Origin of the sequence: Actinacidiphila acidipaludis (genome assembly GCF_019890725.1) — a bacterium.
GTDB lineage: Bacteria > Actinomycetota > Actinomycetes > Streptomycetales > Streptomycetaceae > Actinacidiphila > Actinacidiphila acidipaludis.
Map to the genome: position 1 here is coordinate 17,101 of NZ_JAINZZ010000026.1, position 24,185 is coordinate 41,285.

Genomic DNA, 24,185 nt, shown 5'->3' on the forward strand with positions numbered 1-24,185 from the left:
TGACGCCGCGGAACCGCGCGGCCGGCGGTCAGCAGATGCGGGGCAGTTGCTCCCCCAGCGGCAGGTCGACCACCCGCGTGCCGCCCAGCGCGGTACGCGCCACCACCATGCCCGGATGGTCGGCGACGCACTCGCCGACGATCGCGGCCCCCGACCCCAGCGGGTGCGCGCGCATCGCGGCCAGCACCGCGTCGGCGTCCTCCCGGGGCACGAAGGCCACCAGCTTGCCCTCGTTGGCCACGTACATCGGGTCGAGGCCCAGGATGGCGCAGGCGTTGGCCACTTCGGGCGGCACCGGCAGGCGGTTCTCCTGGAGGACCACGCCGACCGAGGCCGCCTTGGCGATCTCGTTCAGCGCCGCCGCCATACCGCCGCGGGTCGGGTCGCGCAGCACGTGCACGTCCTTGGTGACGTCCAGCATCGTCCGCACGAGCCCGCCGAGCGCGGCGCAGTCGCTCTGGATCTCGACACCGAACTCCAGCCCCTCGCGGACGCTGAGGATGGCGACGCCGTGCTGCCCGATCGGGCCGCTGACGATCACCACGTCACCGGGGACCGCCCGCTCCGGCCGGATGTCCACACCGTCGGGGATCAGCCCGATGCCCGCGGTGTTGATGTAGATGCCGTCGCCGTGGCCGGTCTCGACGACCTTGGTGTCGCCGGTCGCCACCTCGACCCCCGCCGTGCGGGCGGCGTCGCCCAGCGCGTGCGCGACCCGGGCCACCGTGGCGACGGAGACGCCCTCCTCCAGGATGAAGCCGCAGGACAGGTACGCCGCCCGGGCGCCGCTCATCGCGAGGTCGTTGACCGTGCCGTTGACCGCCAGGTCCCCGATGCTGCCGCCGGGGAAGAACAGCGGCCGCACCACGAACGAGTCGGTGGAGAACGCCAGCCTGGCGCCGCCGAGTTCGAGGTGCGCGGAGTCGCCGAGGGCGGACAGCGTCCGCCCGCCGAAGGCCGGGGCGAAGATGTGCTCGACGAGTTCGGCGCTCAGCGCGCCGCCGCCGCCGTGGCCCATGACGATGCGCGGCAGGTCCCGCAGCGGCGCCGGGCAGGTCCAGCCGGAGAAGTCCGGCGCGGGAGCGGCCGTGTCGGCCGGTGCGGCCGCCGGCCGGGACGCGGCCGCACCGGCCGGCGGCCGCACCGGTTCGCTCGTCTGCGCGGGCACGGGTCCGGCGGGGGCCCCGGTGCGCGGCAGGCCGGTGATGTCAGCCAACGGGGCTCGCCTCCACGGGGGCCGGGGTGCCGCCGAGCCGGCGGTACAGGTAGTAGGCGGCGCAGGCTCCCTCGCTGGAGACCATGGTCGCGCCGAGCGGGTTGCGCGGGGTGCAGGTGGTGCCGAAGGCCTCGCACTCGTGCGGCTTCAGCAGGCCCTGCAGGACCTCGCCGCTGCGGCACTCGGCCGGCTCGAGGGTGGTGATGCCCTCGACCGAGAACCGGTGCTCGGCGTCGAACTCCCGGTAGCGCTCGGCCAGTCGCCAGCCGCTGCGCGGAATGACGCCGATGCCGCGCCACGACCGGTCGGTGACCTCGAAGATGTCGGCGAGCATGGCCTTGGCCGCCGGGTTGCCCTCCGGGCGCACGGCCCGGGCGTAGGCGTTGTCCACCGTGTGCTCACCGCGTTCGAGTTGGGTGACCGCGCGGCGCACGCCCTCGAGGATGTCCAGCGGCTCGAAACCGGTGACGACGATCGGGACCCTGAACCGGTCGGTGAGTTCGGGGTACTCCTCGGTGCCCATGACGCTGCACACGTGGCCGGCGGCGAGGAACGCGTCCACCCGGCAGTCCGGGGACCCCATGATCGCCTCGATGGCCGGGGGGACGCGCACATGGGAGACCAGCAGGCTGAAGTTGCGGATTCCCAGGCGCTTGGCCTGATGGACCGTCATGGCGTTCGGCGGCGCGGTGGTCTCGAAACCGATGCCGAAGAAGACCACTTCGGACTGCGGGTTCTCCTGGGCGATGCGCAGGGCGTCGAGCGGCGAGTACACCACGCGCACGTCGCCGCCCTCGCTGCGGACCTGGAACAGGTCGCGCCCGGTGCCGGGCACCCGCAGCATGTCCCCGAACGAGCAGAAGATGACGCCGGGTCGCGACGCGATCTCCAGTGCCTTGTCGATGACTTCGAGCGGGGTGACGCAGACCGGGCAGCCGGGGCCGTGGATGAGCTCGATCTGATCGGGCAGCAACTGGTCGATGCCGTGGCGGATGATGGAGTGCGTCTGCCCTCCGCACACCTCCATCAGGGCCCACGGCCGGGTGACCGTGGCGTGGATCTGGTCGAGCAGCCCGCGGGCGAGCGCCGGATCCTGGAACTCCTCGATGTACTTCACCGTCGGGCCTCCTTCGCGGTGCGCGGCTGGGCGGGCCCCCGCCCCTCGTCGTCCGGGGCAGGCGCGGCGGCCGCGCCCGCGGCCTGCTCCCAGGGGTCACCGAACTCCTCCTCCAGGAGTCCGAGGTTCTGGAACAGCGCCAGGCTCTGCAGCGCCGACTCCTCGTCGAGCCGCTGCAGCGCGAAGCCGACGTGCACGATGGTGTACTCGCCGACCTTGAGGTCCGGCAGGTACTCCAGGCACACGTCCTTCACCACTCCGCCGAAGTCGACGGTCGCCATACGCGTACCGTCGCGTTCCTCGATCTCCATGACCTTGCCGGGCACCGCCAGGCACATGCCGATCTCCTCGTTCTAGGCTTCCGGTTGGACGGTCGGGACAGGGGCGCGTGCCGCCACGACGAGCTGGCCCAGTGCCAGGCCGCCGTCGTTGGGCGGCACCAGGCGGTGGCGCAGCACCGTGAAGCCGTCCTCGCGCAGCCCGCCGGCGCAGGCCGAGGACAGCAGGGCGTTGGCGAACACCCCGCCGCTCAGCGCGACCTGGGCGATGCCGGTGCGCTCGCGGACGGCCGCGCACACGCGGCGCACCGCGTCGGCCACCGCCGCGTGGAACGCGACGGCGATCCGCCCCCGGTCGGTGCCCGCGGCGAGGTCGGCGACGACGGCGCCCAGCACCGGGGCGGGGTCGATGAGCAGCGGTGCGGGGGTGGCCGGCGGCGAGGTCCGCCCGTCCCCGGCGGGTCCGCTCGCCTCGCCCGGTGCGAGCGCGAAGGCGTAGCCGGGGCGCTGTGGGGCGCCGGCGAAGGAGGCGGCAGCGGCCTCCAGTTCGACCGCGGCCTGCGCCTCGTAGCCCGCGTGGTGGCACACTCCGGCCAGCGAGGACACCGCGTCGAAGAGGCGGCCCATGCTGGATGTCGGGACGCAGTGCAGCCCTCGCTCCAACTGCCTTCTCAGGATGGGGCGTTCGGCCTCGGGGCAGGCCCGCGCGCAGGGCAGCTCCGGGTCCCAGGGCAGGCCCGCCGCGAACAGATGGGCCAGCGCCATCCGGTACGGGTGCCGGACGGCCGCGTCCCCGCCGGGCAGCGGCACGTACTGCAGGTGGGCGGCGCGCCGGTAGCCTTCGTAGTCGGCGACGAGGATCTCGCCGCCCCACACCGCGCCGTCGTCCCCGGCGCCCGTGCCGTCGAAGGCCACGCCGATGACCGGACTGCCGCCGTCCAGGCCGTTGTCGGCCATCGCCGCTGCGATGTGGGCGTGGTGGTGCTGCACCCGGCGCACCCCGGGCCCGTGCCGGCGCTCGGCCGCCCGGCCGGAGCGGTAACCGGGGTGGCGGTCGGCCGCCACGACCTGCGGGGTGACGCCGGTGATCTCCTCCAACTGCCGTTCGGCGTGGTCGAAGGCGCCCAGCGTCGCCAGGTCGTCCATGTCGCCGACGTGCGCCGACAGCCAGGCCTGGCGGCCTTCGCCGAGGCAGAAGACGTTCTTCAGGTCGCCGCCCGCCGCGAGCGCGGGCACCACGGGCACGGGAAGCGGCACCGGGAACGGCGTGTAGCCGCGGGACCGGCGGACCGGCAGTTCCTCGCCGTCGATCACCCGCACGACCGAGTCGTCGCAGGGCACGTGGATCGGCCGGTCGTGGGTGAGCCAGGCGTCGACGAGCGGGGCGAGCCGCTCCAGCGCCTCGTCGTCGCGTGTGACGATGGGCTCGCCGCCGAGGTTGCCGCTGGTCATCACCAGCAGGCGCGGCGCGGGCGGGTCGCCGGGCAGCCCGAGCAGGAGATGGTGCAGGGGCGTGTAGGGCAGCATCACGCCGAGGTCCGCACTGCCCGGGGCGACCGACGCGGCCAGCACACCCGCGCCCGCGGTCCCGGGCCGGCGGCGCAGCAGCACGATCGGCCGGCGGATGCCGCTGAGCAGGTTCCGCTCGGCGGCGCCGAGGCGCACCAGCGGTTCGACGTCGGCCAGGTCCGCGGCCATGACCGCGAACGGCTTGTCGCCTCGGGCCTTGCGCCGCCGCAGGGTCCTGACGGCGTTCTCGTCGGACGCGTCGCACGCCAGGTGGTAGCCGCCGAGGCCTTTGACGGCCAGGACGGCGCCCTCGGCGAGCAGCCGGCGGGCGCGGGCGACCGGGTCGCCGCCGCGGTCCTCGACGGGCGCCGCGCCGCCGGACCGGCTGCCGGGCAGCACCAGCCGCAGCCGCGGCCCGCAGTCGTGGCAGGCGACCGGCTGGGCGTGGAAGCGCCGGTCGGCGGGGTCGGTGTACTCCCGCTCGCAGCGCGGGCACAGCGGGAACGCGGCCATGGTGGTGTGGGCGCGGTCGTACGGCAGCGCGGTGACGATGGTGAAGCGCGGCCCGCAGTGCGTGCAGGTGATGAACGGGTGGCGGTAGCGGCGGTCCGCGGGGTCGCGCAGTTCGGCCAGGCACGCCTCGCAGGTCGCGGTGTCGGGCGGAACGAGGGTCCGGCGCGGGCCGCCCTGACGGGACGGCACGATCCGGAAGCCGCTCTCGCCCAGCGGCGGCACGGCCTCCCGGGTGACGGACTGGACGACCGCGAGCGGCGGCGCCTCGGCGCCGGTCCGCTCGCAGAACGCGGCGGTCGCCTCCGGCGTGCCCTCGACCTCGGCGACCACGCCCTCGCCGGTGTTGGTGACCTGCCCGGCCAGACCGAGCTCCCGGGCGAGCGCGTACACGAACGGCCGGAAGCCGACGCCCTGGACGACACCGCGCACGGTCACCCGCACCCGCTCGGTCCGGGCCGCGCGCGGTTCCGGAGACGCCGGCGGGGCCGCGGCGACAGTGGCCACGCCGGCCGCCGGCTCGGTCGCCGGCGCGGGCGGGGAGGGCTGCGCGGCTGCGGAGTCCGCGGTCATCGGTGTGCGCACGGTCAGTTGACGGCGGCGGCGGAGCCGGGGTGCGCGTGGGTGTGGGTGTGCGGGTGGCCGTGGCCCAGGCCGAAGGCGTGCGCGTGGGCGTGGCCGTCCTCGACCAGCGGGATGCGCGTGGCCATGACCGGCCGGTGCGCGGCGGCGCCGTCCGCGACCGCCAGGGCCCGGTCGAGCAGCAGCCCGACGCCCTCGCCGCGGCGCGCGGACGTGAAGACCACCTCCGCACCGGGGTTGACCTGCCGGACGTTCCCCAGGAACGCCTCACGGTCGAACTCGACGGCGTCGGCGATGTCGTTCTTGGTCACCACCACGAGCTGGGCGAGCCCGAACGCGGTGGGGTACTTCAGCGGCTTGTCCTCGCCCTCGGTGACGGAGGCCAGGACCACCCGCAGCGACTCGCCGAGGTCGTAGGACGCCGGGCACACCAGGTTGCCGACGTTCTCCACGAACAGCAGCCGCACGTCGTGGCCGGGCCAGCCGTCCAGGTGCCGGGCGAGCATGTCGGTCTCCAGGTGGCACAGCCCGTCGGTGAGCACCTGCCGCACGGGCACGCCCGAACGGGCCAGCCGCCGGGCGTCGTTCTCGGTGGCGAGGTCGGCGGTCAGCGCGGCGACGGGGACGCCGCGGTCGCGCGCCAGGCCCAACTCGGCCTCCAGCAGGGCGGTCTTGCCGCTGCCGGGGCTCGACATCAGGTTGACCAGCGTGGTGCCGCGGGCGGCGAGGGCGTCCCGCAGTTCCTTCGCTCCCTCGTCGTTCTTGGCGAGCACCGCCGTCTGCAGGTCCGTGGCACGGCACATCGGTCGTCACACCTCCTGACGGGCCGCGGCGGACGGGGCCTGGGCCCAGCGCACCTCGGCGATCTCCAGTTCCCTGCCGGACACCAGGCCGCCGGCGGCGCCCCCGCAGCACGGGCAGCACAGCTGCGGGGGCAGTCCGGTGTCCCAGTCCGACCCGCACGGGGCGCAGTGCGCGCGTCCCGGCACCCGCCGGGTCACGAGCCGGGCCCCCGCGAGAACCGTGTTCTCGCAGGCGAGCTCGAAACAGAACCGCAGCGCCTCCGGCACCACACCGGCCAGTTCCCCGACGCGCAGCGCCACGGACTCGACGGCGGTGTGGCCGTGGGAGCGGGCGGCGTCCTCGACCTGGCCGACGACGGCCAGCGCGATGGACATCTCGTGCATGGTCACTCCCTGACACGGCCGCCGGAGGGTGTCCCGCGGCCGAGTCCAGTACAGGGGGCGGCGGCCCGGTGGCCGGCCCGCCACGCCGCGGGGCCGCCCCCGCCGTCGCCCGTTCGGCGGCAGCGGTGCGGCCCCGTGGGTCACATCGAGCGCATCCGCAGGTAGCGCTTCACGTCGGGCAGGTTCGTCGCCAGGACGGCGGCGAGTCCGCCGAGGACGGCACCGAACACGTACTTCACCGAGATCACCTCCTCGCCTGGTCCGCGCCGGCCGGGGCCCGGCCGTCCCCGCTGCCGGCGGGGGCGCCGAGCAGGTCGAGGACCGCTTCCACGGCCCGGTCGACCGACGCCTCGACGACGGGGCTGAGCCCGATGCCCTCCTCCAGCACGGCCGGCTCGCAGCCGACGACCACCACCCGGCGGGGCCGGGTGCCGCCGGTCCCGGCGCTGAGGGTGTCCAGCAGCGCCAGCACGGCGTCCGGCGTCATGCGGTGGCCGTCGATGAGCACGTCGCCGCCGGCGTGGGCGGCCTCGGCCCCGTCGATCCGGTAGACCGTGCCGGGCACGCCGCCGCGGGCGGTGGCGTCCAGCAGCACGACGGTGTCGTACCCGTCGAGGAGCTGGTAGGCCAGGTGCACGCCGCGCACGCCGATGTCGGCGGTCTCGACCCCGGGCGGCAGCGGGCGGCGGGCCAGCCGCTGCACGGCCTCCACGCCGAAGCCGTCGTCGCCGACGAAGATGTTGCCCAGGCCGGCGACGAGCACCCGGCCGGTGCCGTCCGCGGGCGGACGCCGTCCGGCGGCGTCCGTGCTGCCGCCGTTCACGCGCCGTCCTCCACGGGTGTCAGCTCGTCGGGCTGGTAGTACAGGAACCTGCCCTGGAGGCGGCGCAGTTCGGCCCCTGGGTCGCCGTCGACGGTGACCGCCACGTGCACGCCGCCGTCGACGTCGTGCAGCACCGCCTCCACCAGCGCGGTGCGGCCGTGCACGAAGATGTCCTGCGCGTCGGTGCGGCGCTTGCCGGGGCGCAGCCGGACGCGGCTGCCGGCGCCGACGGACACGCCGTCGACGAGGACGCGGTCGCGTTCGGGGTCGACGCTGCGGTCGGCCGCGGGGTCCCACCAGGGGGTGTCGGGCCGCAGCAGTTGCGGCAGGCCGGTGTCCTCGCCCGGCGTGCTGAGGACCGGCGGGCCGGTGACCTCGCGCAGCGAGCGGACGGCGCCGTGCAGGCGTTCCAGGACCTCGGGCGGCATCGAGTCGGCCAGGTCGATCACGGCTCCGGCGCGCTCGTCGGTGCCGCGGGCCTCCCGCTTCTCCTGGTCGGTGAGGGCGGCCGTGCGCAGGGCGAGGATCTCGTCGATCTCGGTGGCGTCGTAGAGCGCGCCCGGGCTCTCCGGCGCGATGTGCGGGTGGTCCTCCAGCACGATGGGCAGCGAGAGCACCACGTCGTCGCCGCGGTCGGGGCCGGCCAGGACCGGCCAGGTCTGCTCGTTGCGGCACTCGGCGACGGCCGGGCGCGCCCATTCCGGCGGGTCCGTCATCGACAGGAAGGCGCCGGAGCCGAGCGCGAGCATCAGGTGGGCGGAGACCAGCGCGTGCGGCAGGGCAGCCTCGCGGTCGGCCGGGCCGCCGTCCGGCGGCCGCCAGCCGCCGGTGTTCTCGACCACGGCGGTCAGCCGCACCACCCGGTAGGGGCCGGGGAGTTCGGCCGCCGACAGGCGCAGCTCGCCCTCGACCCGTTCGCGCCGCCGCACGAGCCGGCCGACGACGGTGCCGGCGGCGTCCCGCACCTCCTCGGTGTCCTCGCCGGCGGCGCAGCTGAACGGCAGCACGAACTCCCGCCCGGCGGGCCCGTCGGCGTCCTCGCCCGGACCCACCTCGCCGTCCTCGCCGGCGCCGCCGAGCAGCCGGGCGACGTTCACGGTGACCTCGGCGGTCTCCACCACGCCCTCGTCCCAGGGGACCAGCACCCGGTCGGGCAGGTCCAGCGCATCGGCGGGCTCGAACCCGCCGCCGGGCAGGGCGCGTTCGACGGTCCGCCGCTGGGCGCGCAGGAAGCGGACCTCGGCGTGCAGCGGGGAGTCGCCCCGCGGTTCCATCAGGACCTCGGTGCGCATGGCGCTGTGCTCGCCGTTGCGGTCGCCCCAGGCCGGCGGCACCAGCACGCCGAACTGCCAGCGCAGCCGGTTCTTGGCCGCGGACGCCCGGTAGGGGTAGAGCACATAGCCCTCGAAGAGCACGACGTCGGCCACCGCGCGGGCGGTGCCGAAACGGGGGGCCGCGGCGGGCGCGGCGACGGACGTCACGGGGCCGCCACCTCCGCCGCGGGGACGGTGGCCGCGCCGGAGGCGCTGTGCGGCGGCGCGTCCTCCGCCGCCCGCAGCAGGACGTCCACGGTCTCCTGCCAGCTCGGCAGGGCGCGCCGGGAGCGGAAGGCCCGCAGGGACTCCATCGCGTCGCGCGGCAGGCGGATCCAGCCGCAGCCGGGGAAGTGCTGGTCCATCATCTCCCGCCACACGGTGACCGGCAGGCGTACCGGCGCCTCCTTGTCCCAGGGGACGGGTTCCACCTGGAAGCCGCCGGGGCCGCGGAACGCGATCCCGGAGAACAGCATCAGCAGCGGCGCCTCGCCGTCCTCCAGGGCCTCGAAGTACTTGGTGGCCGCGATGTCCATGTCGTAGGTGCAGGGCACCGGCACGTCCACCTCCGTCTGGCCGGTGAAGCCCGGGCAGACCAGGGAGACATGGGCGAACTGCAGGGGGTTCAGCGTGCGGCCCCACCGTGACCGTTCACCGAACAGGTCGCCCAGCGCCTCGGCCTCGGTGTCGTCGTAGCGGCGCAGGGCCGGTTCGATGCGGATCTGGCAGCGCAGGGCCATGGCGTGCACGGGCTGGTCACCGGGCGCGGTGATGCGCAGCCGGAAGACCAGGGTGGGGCCGGCGGCGTAGGCGTCGGCCCGCACCCCCGTGCACGCGAAGTCGAAGCTAGTCAAGGACGTTCCCTCCCTCGCCGGCCATCGCCGGTACCACCACCGCTCTGCGGTGCACGTCGTCGAAGAACGCGGCGACCTCGGTGCGCACGCGGGTGCCGCCGTCGAAGCCCTGCCAGTGCAGCCGGAGCCGGCCGACGAGCTGGTAGGCCACGTCGACCGGAACCAGGTGGCAGGTGCCGCGGGCGTCCTGGCGCCGCACCAGCAGCGCCTCCACGTCGTCCTCCATCGCCCGGGCGAGCGCCGAGGCGCCGAACGCGGCCTCCCAGGCGGCGGGTTCGATCTCGTTCTCGGTCGCGCCGGCCGGGCTCGGGTAGAGGGCCACCACCCGTCCGAGCCGGGAGTTGCGGAAGAAGAACGCCATGTCCACCGGGATCCCCAGGGCGTGCCACGCGACGGGGTCGGTCCGCCACGCCGGGTCCGCGAGGTAGCGGTCCGGGATGGTGCGGAAGCGGCCGCCGCCCGCGCCGGGGCGGTCGAACAGTATGGCGCAGGCCAGGCACGCGCAGGCCAGCGACCGCCGCTCGACGTCGACCAGGTGCCGGTGCTCGGGGCCGAGCCCGGTCGAGCACAGCTCGCACCGCTCGTCCGCGGTGGCCGACCGGGGGACGAGGTATCTGCGCAGGCCGGGCGCGGCGCCGAGCGCGCTCACCGGGTGTCCGCGGGACGCGCCCCCGGCGGGCGGGTGCCGATCTGCAGCAGGACGGGTTCCCGGTCGGCCGCCTCCGGCTCCTCGAACGTGACGGAGGTGATCTCGGGGGCGAAGCAGGCGAGGGCGTCCTCGATCCGTTCGCGGGCCGGGCCGGAGCCGCAGCCGCAGCCGCTCCCGGCCTCCTGCCGCAGCCGCAGCAGACCGGCGTCGGCGTCGAGCGCGGTCACCTCCGTGGCGGAGGCCTCGGCCGCTCGCAGCGCCCGCTGGACGCGCCGGGCGGTGTCGTCGGGGTGCAGGTCGTGCAGCACCAGCAGCCCGGCGGACATCTCGTCGTCCAGCAGGGCTTCGAGCGGTCCGCCGCTGCGGCCGGACAGGAGCGCGACCATCCGGGCCAGGCCGCTGCCGTAGAACTCCATCAACGCGCCGACCAGGTCCTCCGCGGTGCGGGCCACCGCCGGGTCGCCGTGGGCGGCGAGGTGCTCCAGGAGCTCCTCGACGCGGCGGGCGGTGGCCTCCGCGGGCCTGGCCTTCCTGGTGTCCGGTGCCGCCATCAGGCCAGGCCGCTCAGGCCGGTCGGCACGTGCATCTTCTCCACGGTCTTGCCGCCGCCCACGTACATGTGCACACCGCACGGCAGGCACGGGTCAAAACTGCGCACCGCCCGCATGATGTCGATGCCCTTGAAGTTCTCCGGAGAGTTCTCCTCGAAGATGGGGGTGTTCTGCACCGCGTCCTCGTAGGGGCCGGGCGTGCCGTAGCTGTCGCGGACGCTGGCGTTCCACGGGGTGGGCGGGTACGGGTGGTAGTTGGCGATCTTGCCGTCCCGGATGACCATGTGGTGCGAGAGCACGCCGCGCACCGCCTCGGTGAAGCCGCAGCCGATGCTCTCGTCCGGCACCTCGAACTTCTCCCAGGTCTGGGTGCGTCCGGCGCGCACCTCGGCGAGCGCCTGCTCGGTGAAGTGCAGGGCGCAGGCGGCCGCGTAGGCCTGGAAGTACGTGCGGGCCCGGTTGCGCTCCAGGGCGTTGCTCCACTGCGGGATCTTCCACTCGAAGGTGGTCTCCGGCTTGGTGAGCGACCGCGGCAGGTTGATGACGACGCTGTGGCCGGTGGCCTTGACGTAGCCGAAGTCGACCAGGCCGGACAGCGCGGTCGACCACAGACGGGCGATCGGGCCGCCACCGGTGTCCAGCGCGAGGTGGTCCTTGCCGTCGAACCAGCGGGGGGACATGACCCAGCTGTACTTGTCGTCGAAGTCCCGCTTCTGCGGCGCCGGGATGGTGTGCTGGTTCCACGGGTGCCGGGGGTCCACCGGGTTGCCGAGCGGGTCGCGGGTGACGAACTGCTCCTGCCCCTCCCAGTCCTCGTAGTACGAGCTGCCGAGCAGGATGCGGATGCCGAGGTTGATCTGCGTCAGGTCGTTGGTGACCAGCTTCCCGTCCACGATGACGCCCGGGGTGACGAACATCTTCCGTCCCCAGTCGGTCATGTTGCGGTAGGTGAAGTCGCAGTGCTCGGGGTCGTTGAGCGCGCCCCAGCAGCCCAGCAGCACCCGCCGGCGCCCGACCTCCTCGTAGCCGGGCAGGGCCTGGTAGAAGAAGTCGAAGAGGTCGTCGTGCAGCGGCACCACGCGCTTCATGAACTCCACGTAGCGCATGAGCCGGGTCAGGTAGTCGGTGAGCAGCTGGACCGAGGCGACCGTGCCGACGCCGCCCGCGTACAGCGTGGACGGGTGCACATGGCGCCCCTCCATCAGGCAGAACATCTCCCGCGTGTAGCGGCTCACCTGGAGCGCCTCGCGGTAGAACTCGCCCTCCAGCGGGTTGAGCGAGCGCATGATGTCGGCGATCGTCTTGTAGCCGTGCTCGGCGGCGTGCGGCGCCTCGGTGCGCTCGGCCTGCTCGAGGACGCCGGGGTTGGTCTCGCGGACCATCTTCTCGCAGTAGTCGACCCCGACCAGGTTCTCCTGGAAGATGTTGTGGTCGAACATGTACTCTGCGGCCTCGCCGAGGTTGATCACCCACTCGCCGAGGTGCGGCGGCTTCACGCCGTACGCCATGTTCTGCGCGTACACCGAACAGGTGGCGTGGTTGTCGCCGCAGATGCCGCAGATGCGGCTGGTGATGAAGTGCGCGTCGCGCGGGTCCTTGCCGCGCATGAAGACGCTGTAGCCGCGGAAGACCGACGAGGTGCTGTAGCACTCGGCGACCCGCTTCTGCTTGAAGTCGATCTTCGTGTGGATGCCGAGGCTGCCCACGATCCGGGTGATCGGGTCCCAGGACATCTCCATCAGGCCGCTGCCGTCTGCCGCGGCCGTGGGCGTGGGTGCCATCGTCAGTGCCGTGCCCTTCGTCGTGTGGGGTGGTGGGGGGTGTCAGCGGGGCTGGGTCACCAGGGCTTGCTGTAACCGGTGGTCAGTTCGCGGCCGGTGTGGCGCCACTTGGGCTCCTGGTCGACCGTCTTCGCGGTGATGCCGCGCAGCCTGCGGATCACCGTTCCGTACAGGCCGCTGGCGGTGCTGGAGATCCGGGCACCGGGCGGCTCGTCCATGAACGGCATGAACATGTCGGGGAAGCCGGGCATGGTGCAGGCGATGCAGATGCCGCCGACGTTGGGGCAGCCGCCGATGCCGTCCATCCAGCCGCGCTTGGGCACATTGCACTTCACCACCGGTCCCCAGCAGCCCAGCTTCACCAGGCACTTGGGCGAGTCGTAGGTGGTGGCGAAGTCGCCCTGCTCGTAGTAGCCGGCCCGGTCGCAGCCCTCGTGGACGGTGGCGCCGAACAGCCAGGTCGGCCGCAGCTTGTCGTCCAGCGGGATCATCGGGGCGGACCCGGCGGCCTGGTACAGCAGGTACGTCAGGGTCTCGGCGAAGTTGTCCGGCTGGATCGGGCAGCCCGGCACGCAGACGATCGGGATGCCCGCCGAGGACTTCCAGTCCCAGCCGAGGTAGTCGGGCACGCCCATGGCGCCGGTGGGGTTGCCCTCCATGGCGTGGATGCCGCCGTAGGTGGCGCAGGTGCCGATGGCGACGACGGCCAGGGCCTTGGGGGCGAGCCGGTCGATCCACTCGCTGGTGGTGATCGGCTGGCCGGTCTCCGGGTTGTCGCCGAAGCCGCACCAGTAGCCCTCGGCCTTGATCGCCTCGTTCGGGATCGAGCCCTCGACGACCAGCACGAACGGGTCGATCTCGCCGCGCTCGGCCTTGAAGAACCACTCGATGAAGGCGTCGGCGCCCTGCACCGGCCCGCACTCGAAGTCGATCAGCGGCCAGTGGACTTGGATCTTGGGCAGGCCGGGCAGGCCCTGCAGCGCGATCTCCTCGATGCTGGGCAGTGTCGCCGCGGTCAGCGAGACGGAGTCCCCGTCGCAGCTGAGCCCGGCGTTGATCCAGAGGATGTGGATCGGGTCCTGGTCGTCGGCCGCGCTACCCGGGCCACCGACGGCGCCGGACTGCGTGGCCGAGTTCGCATCCGCCATCGATGCCTCCTGGGTGCAGTGATCGACATACGCCAGAAAACGGCGTCCGGTTCCTGCGTACCGTGCGCCGCGCCGTCACACGACGTGGAAGGCGACCATCGGGGTGAGCGGGACAGGGCCGACCGGGGAGCCGCGCGCACGGCGCGTGAGGCCGACCGGAGGGCACCGCGGATCCGGCCGCGCGGCACGGGGTCCGGCCGGGCGGCACGGGGGATTCCGGGCCGCCGGCCCCGGGCTCCCGGGCCGGCGGTCCGGACGGTACGTGTACGGCGTTCGGCGCTCCGGCGCTCCGGCGCTTCCGGTCCCTCGGCGGTCAGCCGCGCGCGGCGGCCAGGGCCCGCAGATGCTCCGGAGTGGCGGCCGGAGTCTCCTTGTGCACGAAGGCCCTCCGCAGCGCGTGGTACGGGTGCCCGGGGTCGAAGAAGATCGCGTGCATCCGCGCCAGCTCCTCCTCCCGGTAGGCCGACAGCGGCTTGGCCTGCTCCCGGCGGTCCAGGTCGTCCTTCTTGGCGGCGATCCGGGCCTGCACCCCGGCGGTGGCCGCCCAGCGCGTCGCCAGGTCCACCACCTGGAGGGCGAAGCCCTCGGCGGGCGTGGGCAGCACCCGGTCGACCAGTCCGATCCGCTCGCCCTGTTCGGCGCTCACCGGCAGGGCCTGCCCGGTCAGCGCCGTCGCGACGCCCTCGCCCACCCGGCGGGGCAGCGAGTACGTCCAGAACTCCGAGCCGTACAGGCCCATCAGCCGGTAGTGCGGGTTGAGCACCGTGCCGGCCCTGCACCAGACCTCGTCGGCGGCCAGCGCGAGCATGACCCCGCCGGCCGCGGCGTTGCCGCCCACGGCGGCGACCACCACCCGGTCGGTCGTGGTGAGCACCGCCTGCACGAGGTCGTCGATGGCGTTGATGTTGGCCCAGGACTCGGCGGCCGGGTCAGGCGCGGCCTCGATGACGTTGAGATGGATGCCGTTGGAGAAGAAGTCCCGCTCCCCGCCGAGCACCAGGACGGCGGTCGGACGGGCGCACGCCTCGCGGTAGGCGGCCAGCAGCCGGCGGCACTGGCCGGTGCTCATCGCCCCGCCGGGGAACGTGAACGACAGGAACCCCGTGGCGCCGATCTCGCGGTACCGGATGTCGCTCCACTCGCGGCGGCCCGGACCCCAGTGCGGGGGCGGGGGTACCTCGGGGACACCCGCGAGCCGCTCGCCGAGGGCGGTGACCGCGGGCAGCGCGTAGGTGCGCGGGCCGCCCGGCCGGCGGCGCGGGCGCAGTTGGGGGATCCACACGGCGCCGTCGGCGGTCGCCCGGCAGATCGCGCCGGCCCGGGTGGCCACCACCTCCCCCGGCCTGCCGCCCAGGCCGTGCGCGCGGTGCCCGCCGTGCAGGAACCACTCCGCGCCCAACAGCTCGTCCAGCACGCCCGGTTGGGAGTCGGCGGCGCGCAGGGTGCGCAGCACGGTCTCGGTCGGGTCGCTCTCCCAGCGGATGCGCCGGTCGCTCTGACGCATCGGCGGCCGGGTGCGGACGGCCGCCCGCACCTCCGGTTCGTCCTGCGAGCGGGGGGTGTGACTGCCCGACGCGAACCGGGCGACCGCCAGCAGCACGGCCTCCAGGGCGGCGTCGGCGATCTCGTTGCGGTACAGGTCGCTCTTGCCGCGGGCGGCCAGCGGGCAGGGCACGGACGCCCACACCGGGCCCGCGTCCATCTCGGCCTCCGCCTGCAGGACGGTCACCCCCCAGCTGCGGGCGCCGTCGCGGACCGCCCAGTCCAGCGACGACGGCCCGCGGTCGCCCAGCGGACCGGGGTGCACGACCAGGCAGGTGACCGCCTCCCACACCTCGCGCGGGATCGCGGACGTGAGCATCGGCGCGACGACGAGGTCGGGCGCGTCGCGCAGCACGGCCTCCCGCACCTGGTCGTCACCGAGCGCCAACTCGACGCCGACGCTGTGGCCGCGGTCCCGCAGGGCGGTGAACACGCGCTGGGTGAGGCTGTTGAACGCTGTCGCGACAAGAAGGATCTTCACCTGGTTCTTCCTCCCGGACCCCCGCCGCGGGGGCGCTGAACTCGACAGCCACCGAGCATGGCCCCGGGCCCGGCAGCGGCCCCGGAGCCTCGCGGTCACGTCACCCGATCGCTCAGGTGGACGGGACTAGAACGGCGCATCGGCCGGGTCCCACAGGGCGGTTCGGTGGGCGGCGACCAGGGCGCGGATCCGGTCGGTGATCTCCCCGGCCGGCCGCGGGTCCAGCCGCCGGCCGTCCCGCAGCCGCAGCGCGACGAGTCCGCGGGCCGCCTCCCTCGCGCCGATCACCGCCTGGTAGGGCACCAGCCGGGCGTCCCGGATCCGGGCGCCGAGACTGCCCTGCCCCGCTCCGGCGACCTCGGCGCGCAGGCCGGCGTCCGCACAGCGGCGGGCGAGGGCCTCGGCCTCCGGGAGTTCGGCGTCGGACACCGGGAGGACCACCAGCTGGGTCGGCGCGAGCCAGGCGGGGAAGGCGCCGCCGTGCTCCTCGATCAGCTGGGCGACGGCCCGCTCCACGCTGCCGATGATGCTGCGGTGGACCATCACCGGGCGGTGCCGTTCGCCGTCCGCGCCGGTGTACCGCAGGCCGAACCGCTCCGGCTGGTGGAAGTCGACTTGCACGGTGGACAGGGTGGACTCCCGGCCCGCTTGGTCGCTCACCTGGACGTCGATCTTGGGACCGTAGAACGCGGCCTCCCCCTCGGCCGCCTCGCAGGGGACTCCGGAGCGGTCGAGCACGGCGGTCAGGAGCGCGGTGGCCCGCCGCCACTTCTCCGGATCGGCCACGTACTTGCCGCCGGGTCCCGGCAGCGAGAGACGGTAGCGGGCCGCGGTGATGCCGAGCGCCGCGTACGCGTCGCGGATCATCTCCAGTGCGGCGTGCGCCTCGTCGGCGACCTGGTCAAGGGTGCAGAAGATGTGCGCGTCGTTGAGCTGGATGGCCCGGACCCGGGTGAGCCCGCCGAGGACGCCGGACAGCTCCGAGCGGTACATCCCGCCCAGTTCCGCGATGCGCAGGGGCAGTTCGCGGTAACTGCGCCCGCGGGAGCGGTAGATCAGGGCGTGGTGCGGGCACAGGCTGGGCCGCAGCACCACCTGCTCGCCGCCGACTTCCATCGGCGGGAACATGTCGTCGCTGTAGTGGTCCCAGTGCCCGGAGATCTCGTACAGCTCGCGCTTGCCGAGCACCGGCGAGTACACGTGCCGGTAGCCGGCGCGGCGTTCGGCGCCGCGGACGTACTCCTCGAGGACGTGCCGGACGGTGGCGCCGTCCGGGAGCCAGAAGGGCAGTCCGGCGCCGATCAGCGGGTCGGTGCCGAACAGGTCCAGGTCGCGGCCGATTCTGCGGTGGTCGTGCATGGCGGTCTCCTCACGGGGTGGGCGAGTGACCGCACGGCGAAGCCCCGGGGCACTCGCCCCGGGGCTTCGGACAGACACAGGTCAGCGCGCCGGGACGTACTCCGGCGTCGTCGTCATGGCGGCACGCTTCATGGCGGCGACGCTAACAGGGCCCGGTGCGGCCCGCACCGGCTTTTCCGGCGCCCCATCCGGCACACCGATCACACCCGGGATATGGACACACCGCCCCGGCTGTGCTGTCATGCCTGACGCAGCCTGCTTTGCATCGTTGCAAGGCAGGCAGGAGTGCCCCGCCCACCCTTGCGCACACCGCGTCCTCGTTCCCCCACCGCGGAAGGCCTCGATGCGTACCCCCACAGCTCTTCACCGCCTGTTCGCCGCCCTGGCGGCCCTCGTCCTCCTGTCGATCGGCGGCCTGGCCGCCGCCGGCCCGGCCAGCGGCCGCACACCGCCGTCGCCGGCCGCCGCCGGCCCGGTGCGCCCCGACGCCACCGGCACCGCGCTGCGCAACGGCACCGGCCTGTACCCGCGGGTGGTCCGGCTGGCGCACTCGGGCAGCGCCAACGGCCAACTGGTGGCCAGTGTCGTGGACTTCGACGCCGCGGGCGGCGTCGGTGTCATCTACCGGAGCACCGACAACGGCGCCACCTTCCAGGAGGTCGGCGACATCCACGACCCCGCGACCGCCAACGGCCTGTGCTGCTCGACGCTGTTCGAACTCCCCCGGCAGATCGGGGCGATGCCGCCCGGCACCCTGCTGTGGGCGGCGTCCGTCGGGCAGACCCCGTCCAACCGGCGGATGGCGATCGACCTCTGGCAGAGCCAGGACCACGGCGTCACCTGGTCGCAACTGCCGCCCTGCCAGACCGCGCCCGACACCGGCGGGCTGTGGGAGCCCGAGCTGTCCGTCGACGCCGAGGGCGATCTGGTCTGCCACTACTCCGACGAGACGAATCCCGGGGCGCACAGTCAGTCCCTTGAAGAGCGGTTCTCCTCCGACGGCCGCACCTGGGGGCCGGTCTACCCGACGGTCGCCCCGACCAGTCAGCCGCTGCGCCCCGGCATGGCGAGCGTCGTCCAACGCGCCGACGGCAGCTACTACATGACCTACGAGGTGTGCGGCACCCGCAACCAGTACGACTGCGCCGCCCACTACCGCACCTCGTCCGACGGCGCCGACTGGGGTCCGCCGACCGACATCGGCCCGATGATCACCACGGAGACCGGGCAGTACTTCACACACGCGCCCACCGTTGCCTGGCTCGCCAACGGCACCGCGGCCGGCCGTCTGGTGCTGGTCGGGCAGCAGTTCCGCGAGGCCAACGGCGCCCTCGCGACGACCAGCGGGCGCACTGTTCTGGTCAACACCGAGAACGGCAACGGCTACTGGTTCCCGATCGGCGCGCCGGTCGCGGTCCCCTCCCCCGACGGCAGCTACTGCCCCAACTACAGCTCCCCGCTGCTGCCGAGCACCGACGGCACGCGGCTGCTGGAGATCGCCACCGACTACGTCGGCTCGCAGTGCCGGCCCTTCTACGCCACCGGGTCGTCGCAGGGCACCCAGGACTCCACGGGCGCGGGCCTGGCCTCGGGCAGCACCTACCGGCTGATCGACGTCATCAGCGGCGACTGCCTGGACGTGTCGGCGGATTCCCGCGTGGTGGGCGGCAACATCCAGCAGTGGACGTGCAACGGCCTCGGTCCGCAGAACTTCCGGTTCACCCGGACGGCGGCCGGCGACTTCACGCTCACCGGGCAGAACTCCGGCCTGTGCGTGGCCGTGGCGGGCGCGGGCACGGCGCCGGGCGCCAACGTCGACCAGGAGTCCTGCAACGGCTCCGTGGCGGAACGCTGGCAGGCGCTCAACCAGGGCGACGGCTACTGGACGTTCCGCAACACCGGAAGCGGCCTGTGCCTCGACGTGTCCGGCGGTTCGAGCGCGCCGGGGGCCAACGTCCAGCAGTGGACCTGCAACAAGCTCGCCCCGCAGATCTGGAAGCTGGAGGTCCGCTGAGAGTGCCCCGCGCGGGCGGCTGAGCACCCCCGGCGGGGGGTCGGGATCCGGCCCCGCCGGGGGTGAGCACGGCCCGCGCCGGACGGCCCGGCCGCAGCGAGGCTGCGGCCGGGCCGCCGGTCGTCCCAGGGGCGGTCGGACGGACCTCAGGTGTTGTTGGCCAGCGCCAGCAGGCGGGCCGAGGTGCCGTTGAAACGGTCGCGGTCGACGGCACCGGGCACGCCGTTCACCGAACCGGAGTCGGTGTACTGCCAGATCGTGGCGTACGGGAAGCCGTTCGGGATCGTCGGGTCGGCGGCGGAGGTCCAGTTCGCCACCCACAGCGGGCTGCGGGCGGACATGCCGCTCCAGCCGCCGGTGCAGGAGTTCCACCAGCTCGGGCTGGTGTAGATCACGACGTCACGGCCGGTCTTGGCCTTGTACGTGTTGTAGAAGTCGAGGATCCACGACTGCATCGCCGAGGCCGACTTGCTGTAGCAGCCGCCCTCCAGGTCGAGCATGCCGGGCAGCGTCAGGTTGTCGCGGGACCAGGCACCGCCGTTGCCCGCGAAGTAGGTGGCCTGCGCCGCTCCGGAGGACAGGTCGGGCCGGGCGAAGTGGTAGGCGCCCCTGATGACCTTGGCGTTGTAGGCGTTGAGGTAGTTCGCGTTGAAGTTCGGGTCCTTGTACGTGGTGCCCTCGGTGGCCTTGATCCAGGCGAACTGGATGCCCGCGGACTTCACCGACGACCAGTTGATCGAGCCCTGGTAGTGCGACACGTCGATGCCGGGCGGGGGGTTGCTCGCGAAGTCCGGGCTCACCACGTCCGGGGTGTTCAGCGCGAGCTGCCGGCTGTCCGGCTTGAAGCTCTTGCCGTCCTGGAGGTAGCCGACGCCGGCGTATCCCTGACCGAGCGGGATGGGGTTGCCTGACGGCACCGGCTTGGCGAAGGCCGTGCCCGCCGTCATGGTGGCGGTCAGCGCGATGCTCGCGCCGAGGACACCGGTCGCCATGAGCACCTTGGTGGTGCGCATTCGAGAGAACAAGGCTTGCCTCCTGGGGCGTTGTGGGGACGTCGCAATGAAGGTCGAGCGCGTGGATCTACTCGCGTAGCGTCGGGTGCGCAAGTGCACCCGGAGTGTGTTTGGTGTGGACGCGCCAAGAGTGACGCATGAACAACCCCCTGCCGTAAAGGGGTTCCCAAGAAGCCGCTGTGGTCCAGACCACTACGCAGGTCATCGAACTGCGGCGACGGCGTGGGCCGCGGTCAAACTTTCAGTGCGCTGAAAACCGAACTGCCGTCCGACGGACGGCAGTTGGCGCTCCCCCAGCCGGGCGGCGCCGGCTCGCGGTGGGCCGCCGGCCCGCACGCCCGACCGGCCCGCACGGATGTGTGTCCCGCGCGGGCCGGCCGGGCAGCCGCCCGGCTCAGCGCACGGCCCGCACCCCCGCCCGGTCCTTCGCCAGCGGCGCCCGCGCACCGGGCCCCTCGCCGACCGTCGCGGCCCCGCCGCCCGGCCGTCCCGGCGCCAGGCACGCCACGAGCGCCCCCGCGAACGCGACCACCGCCGCGACCACTTCGGCGTACCGGAACCCGTGCATGAACGACGCGGGCGAGCCGTAGCCGCCGTGCGCGGCGAAGGCCGCCGCCAGCACCGCCACCCCGAAGACGGCCCCCGACTCCCGGACCGTGTTGTTGGTGCCGGCCGCCACGCCCGACTCACCGGCCGGCACCGACCCGACGACGGCGCCCGCCACCGTCGGGAAGACCATCGAGATCCCGATGCCGGAGACGACCAGCGGCAGCACCAGGGAGGCGAAGCCGACGCCGGGCCCGGCCTCCTCGGCGAGCCACAGCAGGCCGCCACCCTGCAGCAGCATGCCGACGATCATGAACGGCCGGTTGCCGAACCGGTCCGACAGCCCGCCGGCGACCGGTGCGACGATCATCGGCATGCCGTTCCAGACGAGCATCCGTACCCCGGTCTGGAGCGGATCGTGGCCGAGGCCGGTCTGGAACATCTGGGCGACCATGAACAGCGAGCCGATCAGCGAGAAGGACAGCAGGAACGCGACGGCGTTCGCGGTGGAGAACGCGCGGTTGCGGAAGTGGCCGAGCGGCAGCATCGGATGGCGCGCCCGGCGCTGCCACAGCAGGAACGCGGCCAGCAGAACCGCGCCGAGGGCCAGCGACCCCAGCACCTCCGCGCTCCCCCAGCCGGCGGACGGCGCGCGCACCGGCGCCCAGGTCAGGGCGAACAGCGCGGCCGCCGCCAGAATCACGCCGGGCACGTCGAGCTGGGGGCGGTTGCCGTGGCTCTCGGTCAGCCTGACGAGGCACAGCAGCAGGGTGACGACGCCGACCGGCACGTTGATCCAGAAGACCCACTGCCAGGCGCAGTACTGCAGGATCACCCCGCCGACGACCGGGCCCGCCGCGACCCCGAGCCCCGTGATGCCGCCCCAGATCCCGATCGCGGCACCCCGCTTCCCGGGCGGGAAGGCGTCGCTGATCAGGCTCAGCGACAGCGGCAGGACCAGGGCCGCCCCGCAGCCCTGGACGGTGCGGGCGGCGATCAGCTCTCCGACGGTGCCGGACAGGGCGCAGGCCGCGGACGCGGCCACGAACACGGCCAGGCCGATGACGTACAGGCGTTTCTTGCCGAACCGGTCGCCGAGTGCCGATCCGGTGAGCATCAGGCAGGCGAAGGCCAGGTTGTAGGCGTTGAGCGTCCATTCGAGGTCGGACAGGCCGGCGTGCAGCTGGGTCTGGAACTTCGGCAGCGCGGTCGAGACGACCACGACGTCGAGAGAGGTGACGAAGGCGCCGATCGACGCCAGGACCGCGGTCCAGGCCGTGCGACGGGCGGGCGCGGGCGTACCGGTGGTGCTCATGGGAGTCCTCTCGTGCGGCGGGGCCGTGCTCACAGCAGCCCGTAGTTGCCGACGACCACCGCGTCGCCGCGGGTCGGCGGCGCGGTGACGCGGTCCCCCAGGTCGCGCTGGAACGCCTGGAACGCGGGCAGTGCGAGCAGCGGCGCGGGGCCGGTGCCCTCGGTGACCGCGAGGTGCAGGAAGGCACCGCCGCCGACGAGCAGGGTGGCGTAGCGGAAGTCCGCGGGACGCCGGTCGGCGAGTTCGCGGTAGACGGAGCCGACCAGGCGGGAGTTCTCGGCGACGGCGTCGGGGCGGACGGTGTACCGGATGACGTGGAAAGTGTTCATGCCGGTACTGACAAAAGCGGGGCCGCCGATTCACCGGCCGGCCGAACAGCGTGCGGCACGACGGAACTGTCGCCCAGGTCCGGCGCGCTGCGGTGAATTCCCGGCACGCGTGGTGTCCCTATGTCCAGACGCCCCCGTTCCGAGGAGAGATCCGGTGCCCCCTCCCGCTGCCGCGCTCGACGGCCCCTTCGCCGAGCTGGCCGTTCCCTACCGTCAGGAGCTGCTGGCCCACTGCTACCGCATGGTCGGATCCCTGCACGACGCCGAGGACCTGGTCCAGGAGACCCTGCTGCGGGCCTGGCGCGGCTACGGGAGCTTCGACGGCCGCGCGTCGCTGCGCACCTGGCTGTACCGCATCGCCACCAACACCTGCCTGACGGCCCTGGGCAGCACCCACCGCCGGGTGCTGCCGTCGGGGCTGGGCACGGGCACCTCGGACTCCGAGGGGGCCGCCCCACGTCGGGACGGGGAGGTGCTGTGGCTGGAGCCCTTCCCGACGCCGGAACTCACCGCTCCCGAGACCGATCCGGCCTCCATCGTGGCGCTGCGCGACACCACGCGACTGGCTCTGATCGCCGCGTTCCAGCGGCTGCCCGCGCGGCAGCGGGCGGCGCTGGTGCTGGTCGACGTGGTGGGTTACACCCCCGCCGAGGTCGCCGGACTGCTGGACGTGACCGTCATCTCGGTGCGCAGTCTGCTCCAGCGGGCCCGTACGACGCTGGCCGCCGACGCGCCGGAGCCGGAGCGGGTGGTCCCGACCCCGGACGTCGACGCCGGCCTGCTCGACCGGTACCTGCGGGCCTTCGAGACCTCGGACACCGCAGAACTGGCCCGGCTCCTGGCGGCGGACGTGGCGTACGAGATGCCGCCGATCCCGGTGTGGTTCACCGGCCGCGCCGCCGTGGCCGACCACCACGCACGGCGCGTGTTCCGGCACGAGTGCCGGGGCCTGACGGTGTCGGCGAACGGCTACCCGGCGCTGGCGACCTATCTGCGGTCGTCGGCCGGCGAGCCGTTCGCCGCGCACGGGATCCAGGTGATCGAGCCGCGCGGCGGGCTGATCGCGCGGATCACCGTGTTCCTCGACGGAACGCTCGTCGGCCGCTTCGGGCTGCCGGCGTTCCTCCCGGCCGGGACCGCCGCCGGCCGTGCCCCGTCCGGGAGGTGAGGCCGCCGCGCGCGGGAGCTGCGGCCGTCGCGCGGTGGGTCAGCCGAGGTCGGCGAGGTCCTGCTCGGTGAGCCGGAGGGAGGCCGCGGCGACGTTCTCCTCCAGGTGGGCCGGGGATCCGGTGCCGGGGATGGGCAGGATGTTCGGGGACCGCGCGAGCAGCCAGGCCAGCGCCACCTGCGGCACCGTCACGCCGTGGCGGCCGGCCACCGCGTCCAGGCGCGCGGCGGTGATCGGGCGGAAGCCGCCGACCGGGAAGTACGGCACATAGGCGATGCCGGCCTCGGCGCAGGCGTCCACCAGCGGATCGTCCTCGCGCTGGGCCAGGTTGTAGAGGTTCTGGACGCAGGCGATCGGCGCGACGGTCCGTGCCAGGGCGAACTCCTCCGCTGTGATGTTGGAGATGCCCAAGTGCCGGATCAGGCCCTCCTGTTGCAGTCCGTACAGGGCCTCCAGGGGTGCGGCGAGGGAGCTGCCGTCGTGGCCCAGGTCGCCCATGCGCAGGTTCACCACGTCGATGCGGTCGACGCCCAGCGACCGCAGGTTGGCCTCGACCGCGCGGCGCAGGTTGGCGGGGGTCAGCCCGGCCTTCCGCTCGGCGGGCAGGTCCACGTCGGGCCCTTCGACGAGGGCCCCCACCTTGGTGACGATCACCAGGCCGTCCGGGTAGGGGTGCAGGGCCTCGCGGATCAGGTCGTTGGCCGCGACGCCGTCGCGCGCGTAGTAGTACGAGGTGTCGATGTGGTTCACCCCGAGCTCCACGGCGCGGCGCAGCACCTTCAGCGCCGTCTCGCGGCCGGGCCGGTCCCCGCGCGGCCAGCCCGTCAGCTTCATCGTGCCGTACCCGATGCGGGCGACCTTCAAGTCCCCGCCCAGCGCCCACTGTTCAGTCGTCATGAA

Annotated in this window: 21 protein-coding genes and 1 pseudogene; 2 read left to right on the forward strand and 20 right to left on the reverse strand. The window is 73.7% G+C overall.

Annotated features, from left to right (window positions below; all coding sequences use genetic code 11):
* Positions 1-28 precede the first annotated feature (28 nt).
* The 16 genes and pseudogenes from hypE to thrS form a co-directional block, all read right to left on the reverse strand.
* The gene (gene hypE, locus K7862_RS20590) at positions 29-1,144 is read right to left on the reverse strand and encodes a hydrogenase expression/formation protein HypE (RefSeq protein ID WP_372461604.1); all 1,116 of its coding nucleotides are present in this window, start codon (positions 1,142-1,144) and stop codon (positions 29-31) included.
* A gap of 64 nt (positions 1,145-1,208) precedes the next feature.
* Positions 1,209-2,333 carry a hydrogenase formation protein HypD gene (gene hypD, locus K7862_RS20595; protein ID WP_222964626.1) on the reverse strand — a complete coding sequence of 375 codons (1,125 nt, stop codon included), beginning with the start codon at positions 2,331-2,333 and terminating at the stop codon, positions 1,209-1,211.
* Positions 2,330-2,671: a HypC/HybG/HupF family hydrogenase formation chaperone gene (locus tag K7862_RS20600; protein WP_222964628.1), complete on the reverse strand. Its 342-nt coding sequence runs from the start codon at positions 2,669-2,671 to the stop codon at positions 2,330-2,332. Before K7862_RS20600 ends, hypD begins: the two co-directional genes overlap by 4 nt.
* Before the next feature lie 15 nt (positions 2,672-2,686).
* Entirely contained in the window at positions 2,687-5,203 is a 2,517-nt protein-coding gene (gene hypF, locus K7862_RS20605; RefSeq protein WP_222964630.1) for a carbamoyltransferase HypF, read from the reverse strand.
* Positions 5,204-5,217: 14 nt separating this feature from the next.
* The gene (hypB, locus tag K7862_RS20610) at positions 5,218-6,015 is read right to left on the reverse strand and encodes a hydrogenase nickel incorporation protein HypB (protein WP_222964632.1); all 798 of its coding nucleotides are present in this window, start codon (positions 6,013-6,015) and stop codon (positions 5,218-5,220) included.
* A gap of 6 nt (positions 6,016-6,021) precedes the next feature.
* Entirely contained in the window at positions 6,022-6,399 is a 378-nt protein-coding gene (locus K7862_RS20615; protein ID WP_222964634.1) for a hydrogenase maturation nickel metallochaperone HypA/HybF, read from the reverse strand.
* A gap of 140 nt (positions 6,400-6,539) precedes the next feature.
* Complete coding sequence (locus K7862_RS38480) at positions 6,540-6,638, reverse strand: DUF6893 family small protein (protein WP_372461602.1); 99 nt, start codon at positions 6,636-6,638, stop codon at positions 6,540-6,542.
* A 5-nt stretch (positions 6,639-6,643) separates the two neighbouring features.
* Positions 6,644-7,222 carry a hydrogenase maturation protease gene (locus tag K7862_RS20620; protein WP_308012088.1) on the reverse strand — a complete coding sequence of 193 codons (579 nt, stop codon included), beginning with the start codon at positions 7,220-7,222 and terminating at the stop codon, positions 6,644-6,646.
* Positions 7,219-8,703 carry a hypothetical protein gene (locus tag K7862_RS20625; RefSeq protein ID WP_222964636.1) on the reverse strand — a complete coding sequence of 495 codons (1,485 nt, stop codon included), beginning with the start codon at positions 8,701-8,703 and terminating at the stop codon, positions 7,219-7,221. The genes K7862_RS20620 and K7862_RS20625 overlap by 4 nt, the downstream gene beginning before the upstream one ends.
* Positions 8,700-9,389, reverse strand: coding sequence for a DUF6084 family protein (locus K7862_RS20630; protein ID WP_222964638.1), 690 nt, complete (start codon positions 9,387-9,389; stop codon positions 8,700-8,702). The genes K7862_RS20625 and K7862_RS20630 overlap by 4 nt, the downstream gene beginning before the upstream one ends.
* Positions 9,382-10,038: a DUF5947 family protein gene (locus tag K7862_RS20635; protein WP_222964640.1), complete on the reverse strand. Its 657-nt coding sequence runs from the start codon at positions 10,036-10,038 to the stop codon at positions 9,382-9,384. Before K7862_RS20635 ends, K7862_RS20630 begins: the two co-directional genes overlap by 8 nt.
* Positions 10,035-10,589: a NifU-related iron-sulfur-binding protein gene (locus tag K7862_RS20640; protein WP_222964642.1), complete on the reverse strand. Its 555-nt coding sequence runs from the start codon at positions 10,587-10,589 to the stop codon at positions 10,035-10,037. The genes K7862_RS20635 and K7862_RS20640 overlap by 4 nt, the downstream gene beginning before the upstream one ends.
* A complete protein-coding gene (locus tag K7862_RS20645; protein ID WP_222964644.1) occupies positions 10,589-12,370 on the reverse strand; it encodes a nickel-dependent hydrogenase large subunit in 1,782 nt (593 codons plus the stop codon). Before K7862_RS20645 ends, K7862_RS20640 begins: the two co-directional genes overlap by 1 nt.
* Positions 12,371-12,426: 56 nt before the next feature.
* Positions 12,427-13,518, reverse strand: a complete 1,092-nt coding sequence (locus tag K7862_RS20650; RefSeq protein ID WP_222964646.1) for an NADH-quinone oxidoreductase subunit B family protein — start codon at positions 13,516-13,518, stop codon at positions 12,427-12,429.
* A 313-nt stretch (positions 13,519-13,831) separates the two neighbouring features.
* Entirely contained in the window at positions 13,832-15,541 is a 1,710-nt protein-coding gene (locus K7862_RS20655; protein ID WP_222964648.1) for a hydrogenase maturation protein, read from the reverse strand.
* 126 nt (positions 15,542-15,667) lie between these two features.
* Positions 15,668-16,906: pseudogene (gene thrS, locus K7862_RS20660) on the reverse strand (threonine--tRNA ligase); the annotation flags it as partial.
* Between the two features lie 337 nt (positions 16,907-17,243).
* On the opposite strand from thrS, the gene K7862_RS20665 reads away from it, so the two are divergent.
* Complete coding sequence (locus K7862_RS20665) at positions 17,244-18,914, forward strand: RICIN domain-containing protein (protein WP_222964652.1); 1,671 nt, start codon at positions 17,244-17,246, stop codon at positions 18,912-18,914.
* A gap of 146 nt (positions 18,915-19,060) precedes the next feature.
* Here the strand turns inward: K7862_RS20665 and K7862_RS20670 are convergent, their stop codons facing one another.
* From K7862_RS20670 to K7862_RS20680, 3 genes are all read right to left on the reverse strand, one after another.
* Positions 19,061-19,906, reverse strand: a complete 846-nt coding sequence (locus K7862_RS20670) for a GH25 family lysozyme (RefSeq protein ID WP_372461605.1) — start codon at positions 19,904-19,906, stop codon at positions 19,061-19,063.
* Positions 19,907-20,321: 415 nt separating this feature from the next.
* Entirely contained in the window at positions 20,322-21,788 is a 1,467-nt protein-coding gene (locus K7862_RS20675) for an MFS transporter (protein WP_222964654.1), read from the reverse strand.
* Positions 21,789-21,817: 29 nt separating this feature from the next.
* A complete protein-coding gene (locus K7862_RS20680) occupies positions 21,818-22,117 on the reverse strand; it encodes a hypothetical protein (protein WP_222964656.1) in 300 nt (99 codons plus the stop codon).
* 154 nt (positions 22,118-22,271) lie between these two features.
* Between K7862_RS20680 and K7862_RS20685 the strand changes: the two genes are divergently transcribed.
* Complete coding sequence (locus K7862_RS20685) at positions 22,272-23,285, forward strand: RNA polymerase subunit sigma-70 (RefSeq protein WP_308012090.1); 1,014 nt, start codon at positions 22,272-22,274, stop codon at positions 23,283-23,285.
* A 39-nt stretch (positions 23,286-23,324) separates the two neighbouring features.
* On the opposite strand, the gene K7862_RS20690 is transcribed toward K7862_RS20685, so the two are convergent.
* Positions 23,325-24,182 carry an oxidoreductase gene (locus K7862_RS20690; protein ID WP_222964658.1) on the reverse strand — a complete coding sequence of 286 codons (858 nt, stop codon included), beginning with the start codon at positions 24,180-24,182 and terminating at the stop codon, positions 23,325-23,327.
* Positions 24,183-24,185 lie beyond the last annotated feature (3 nt).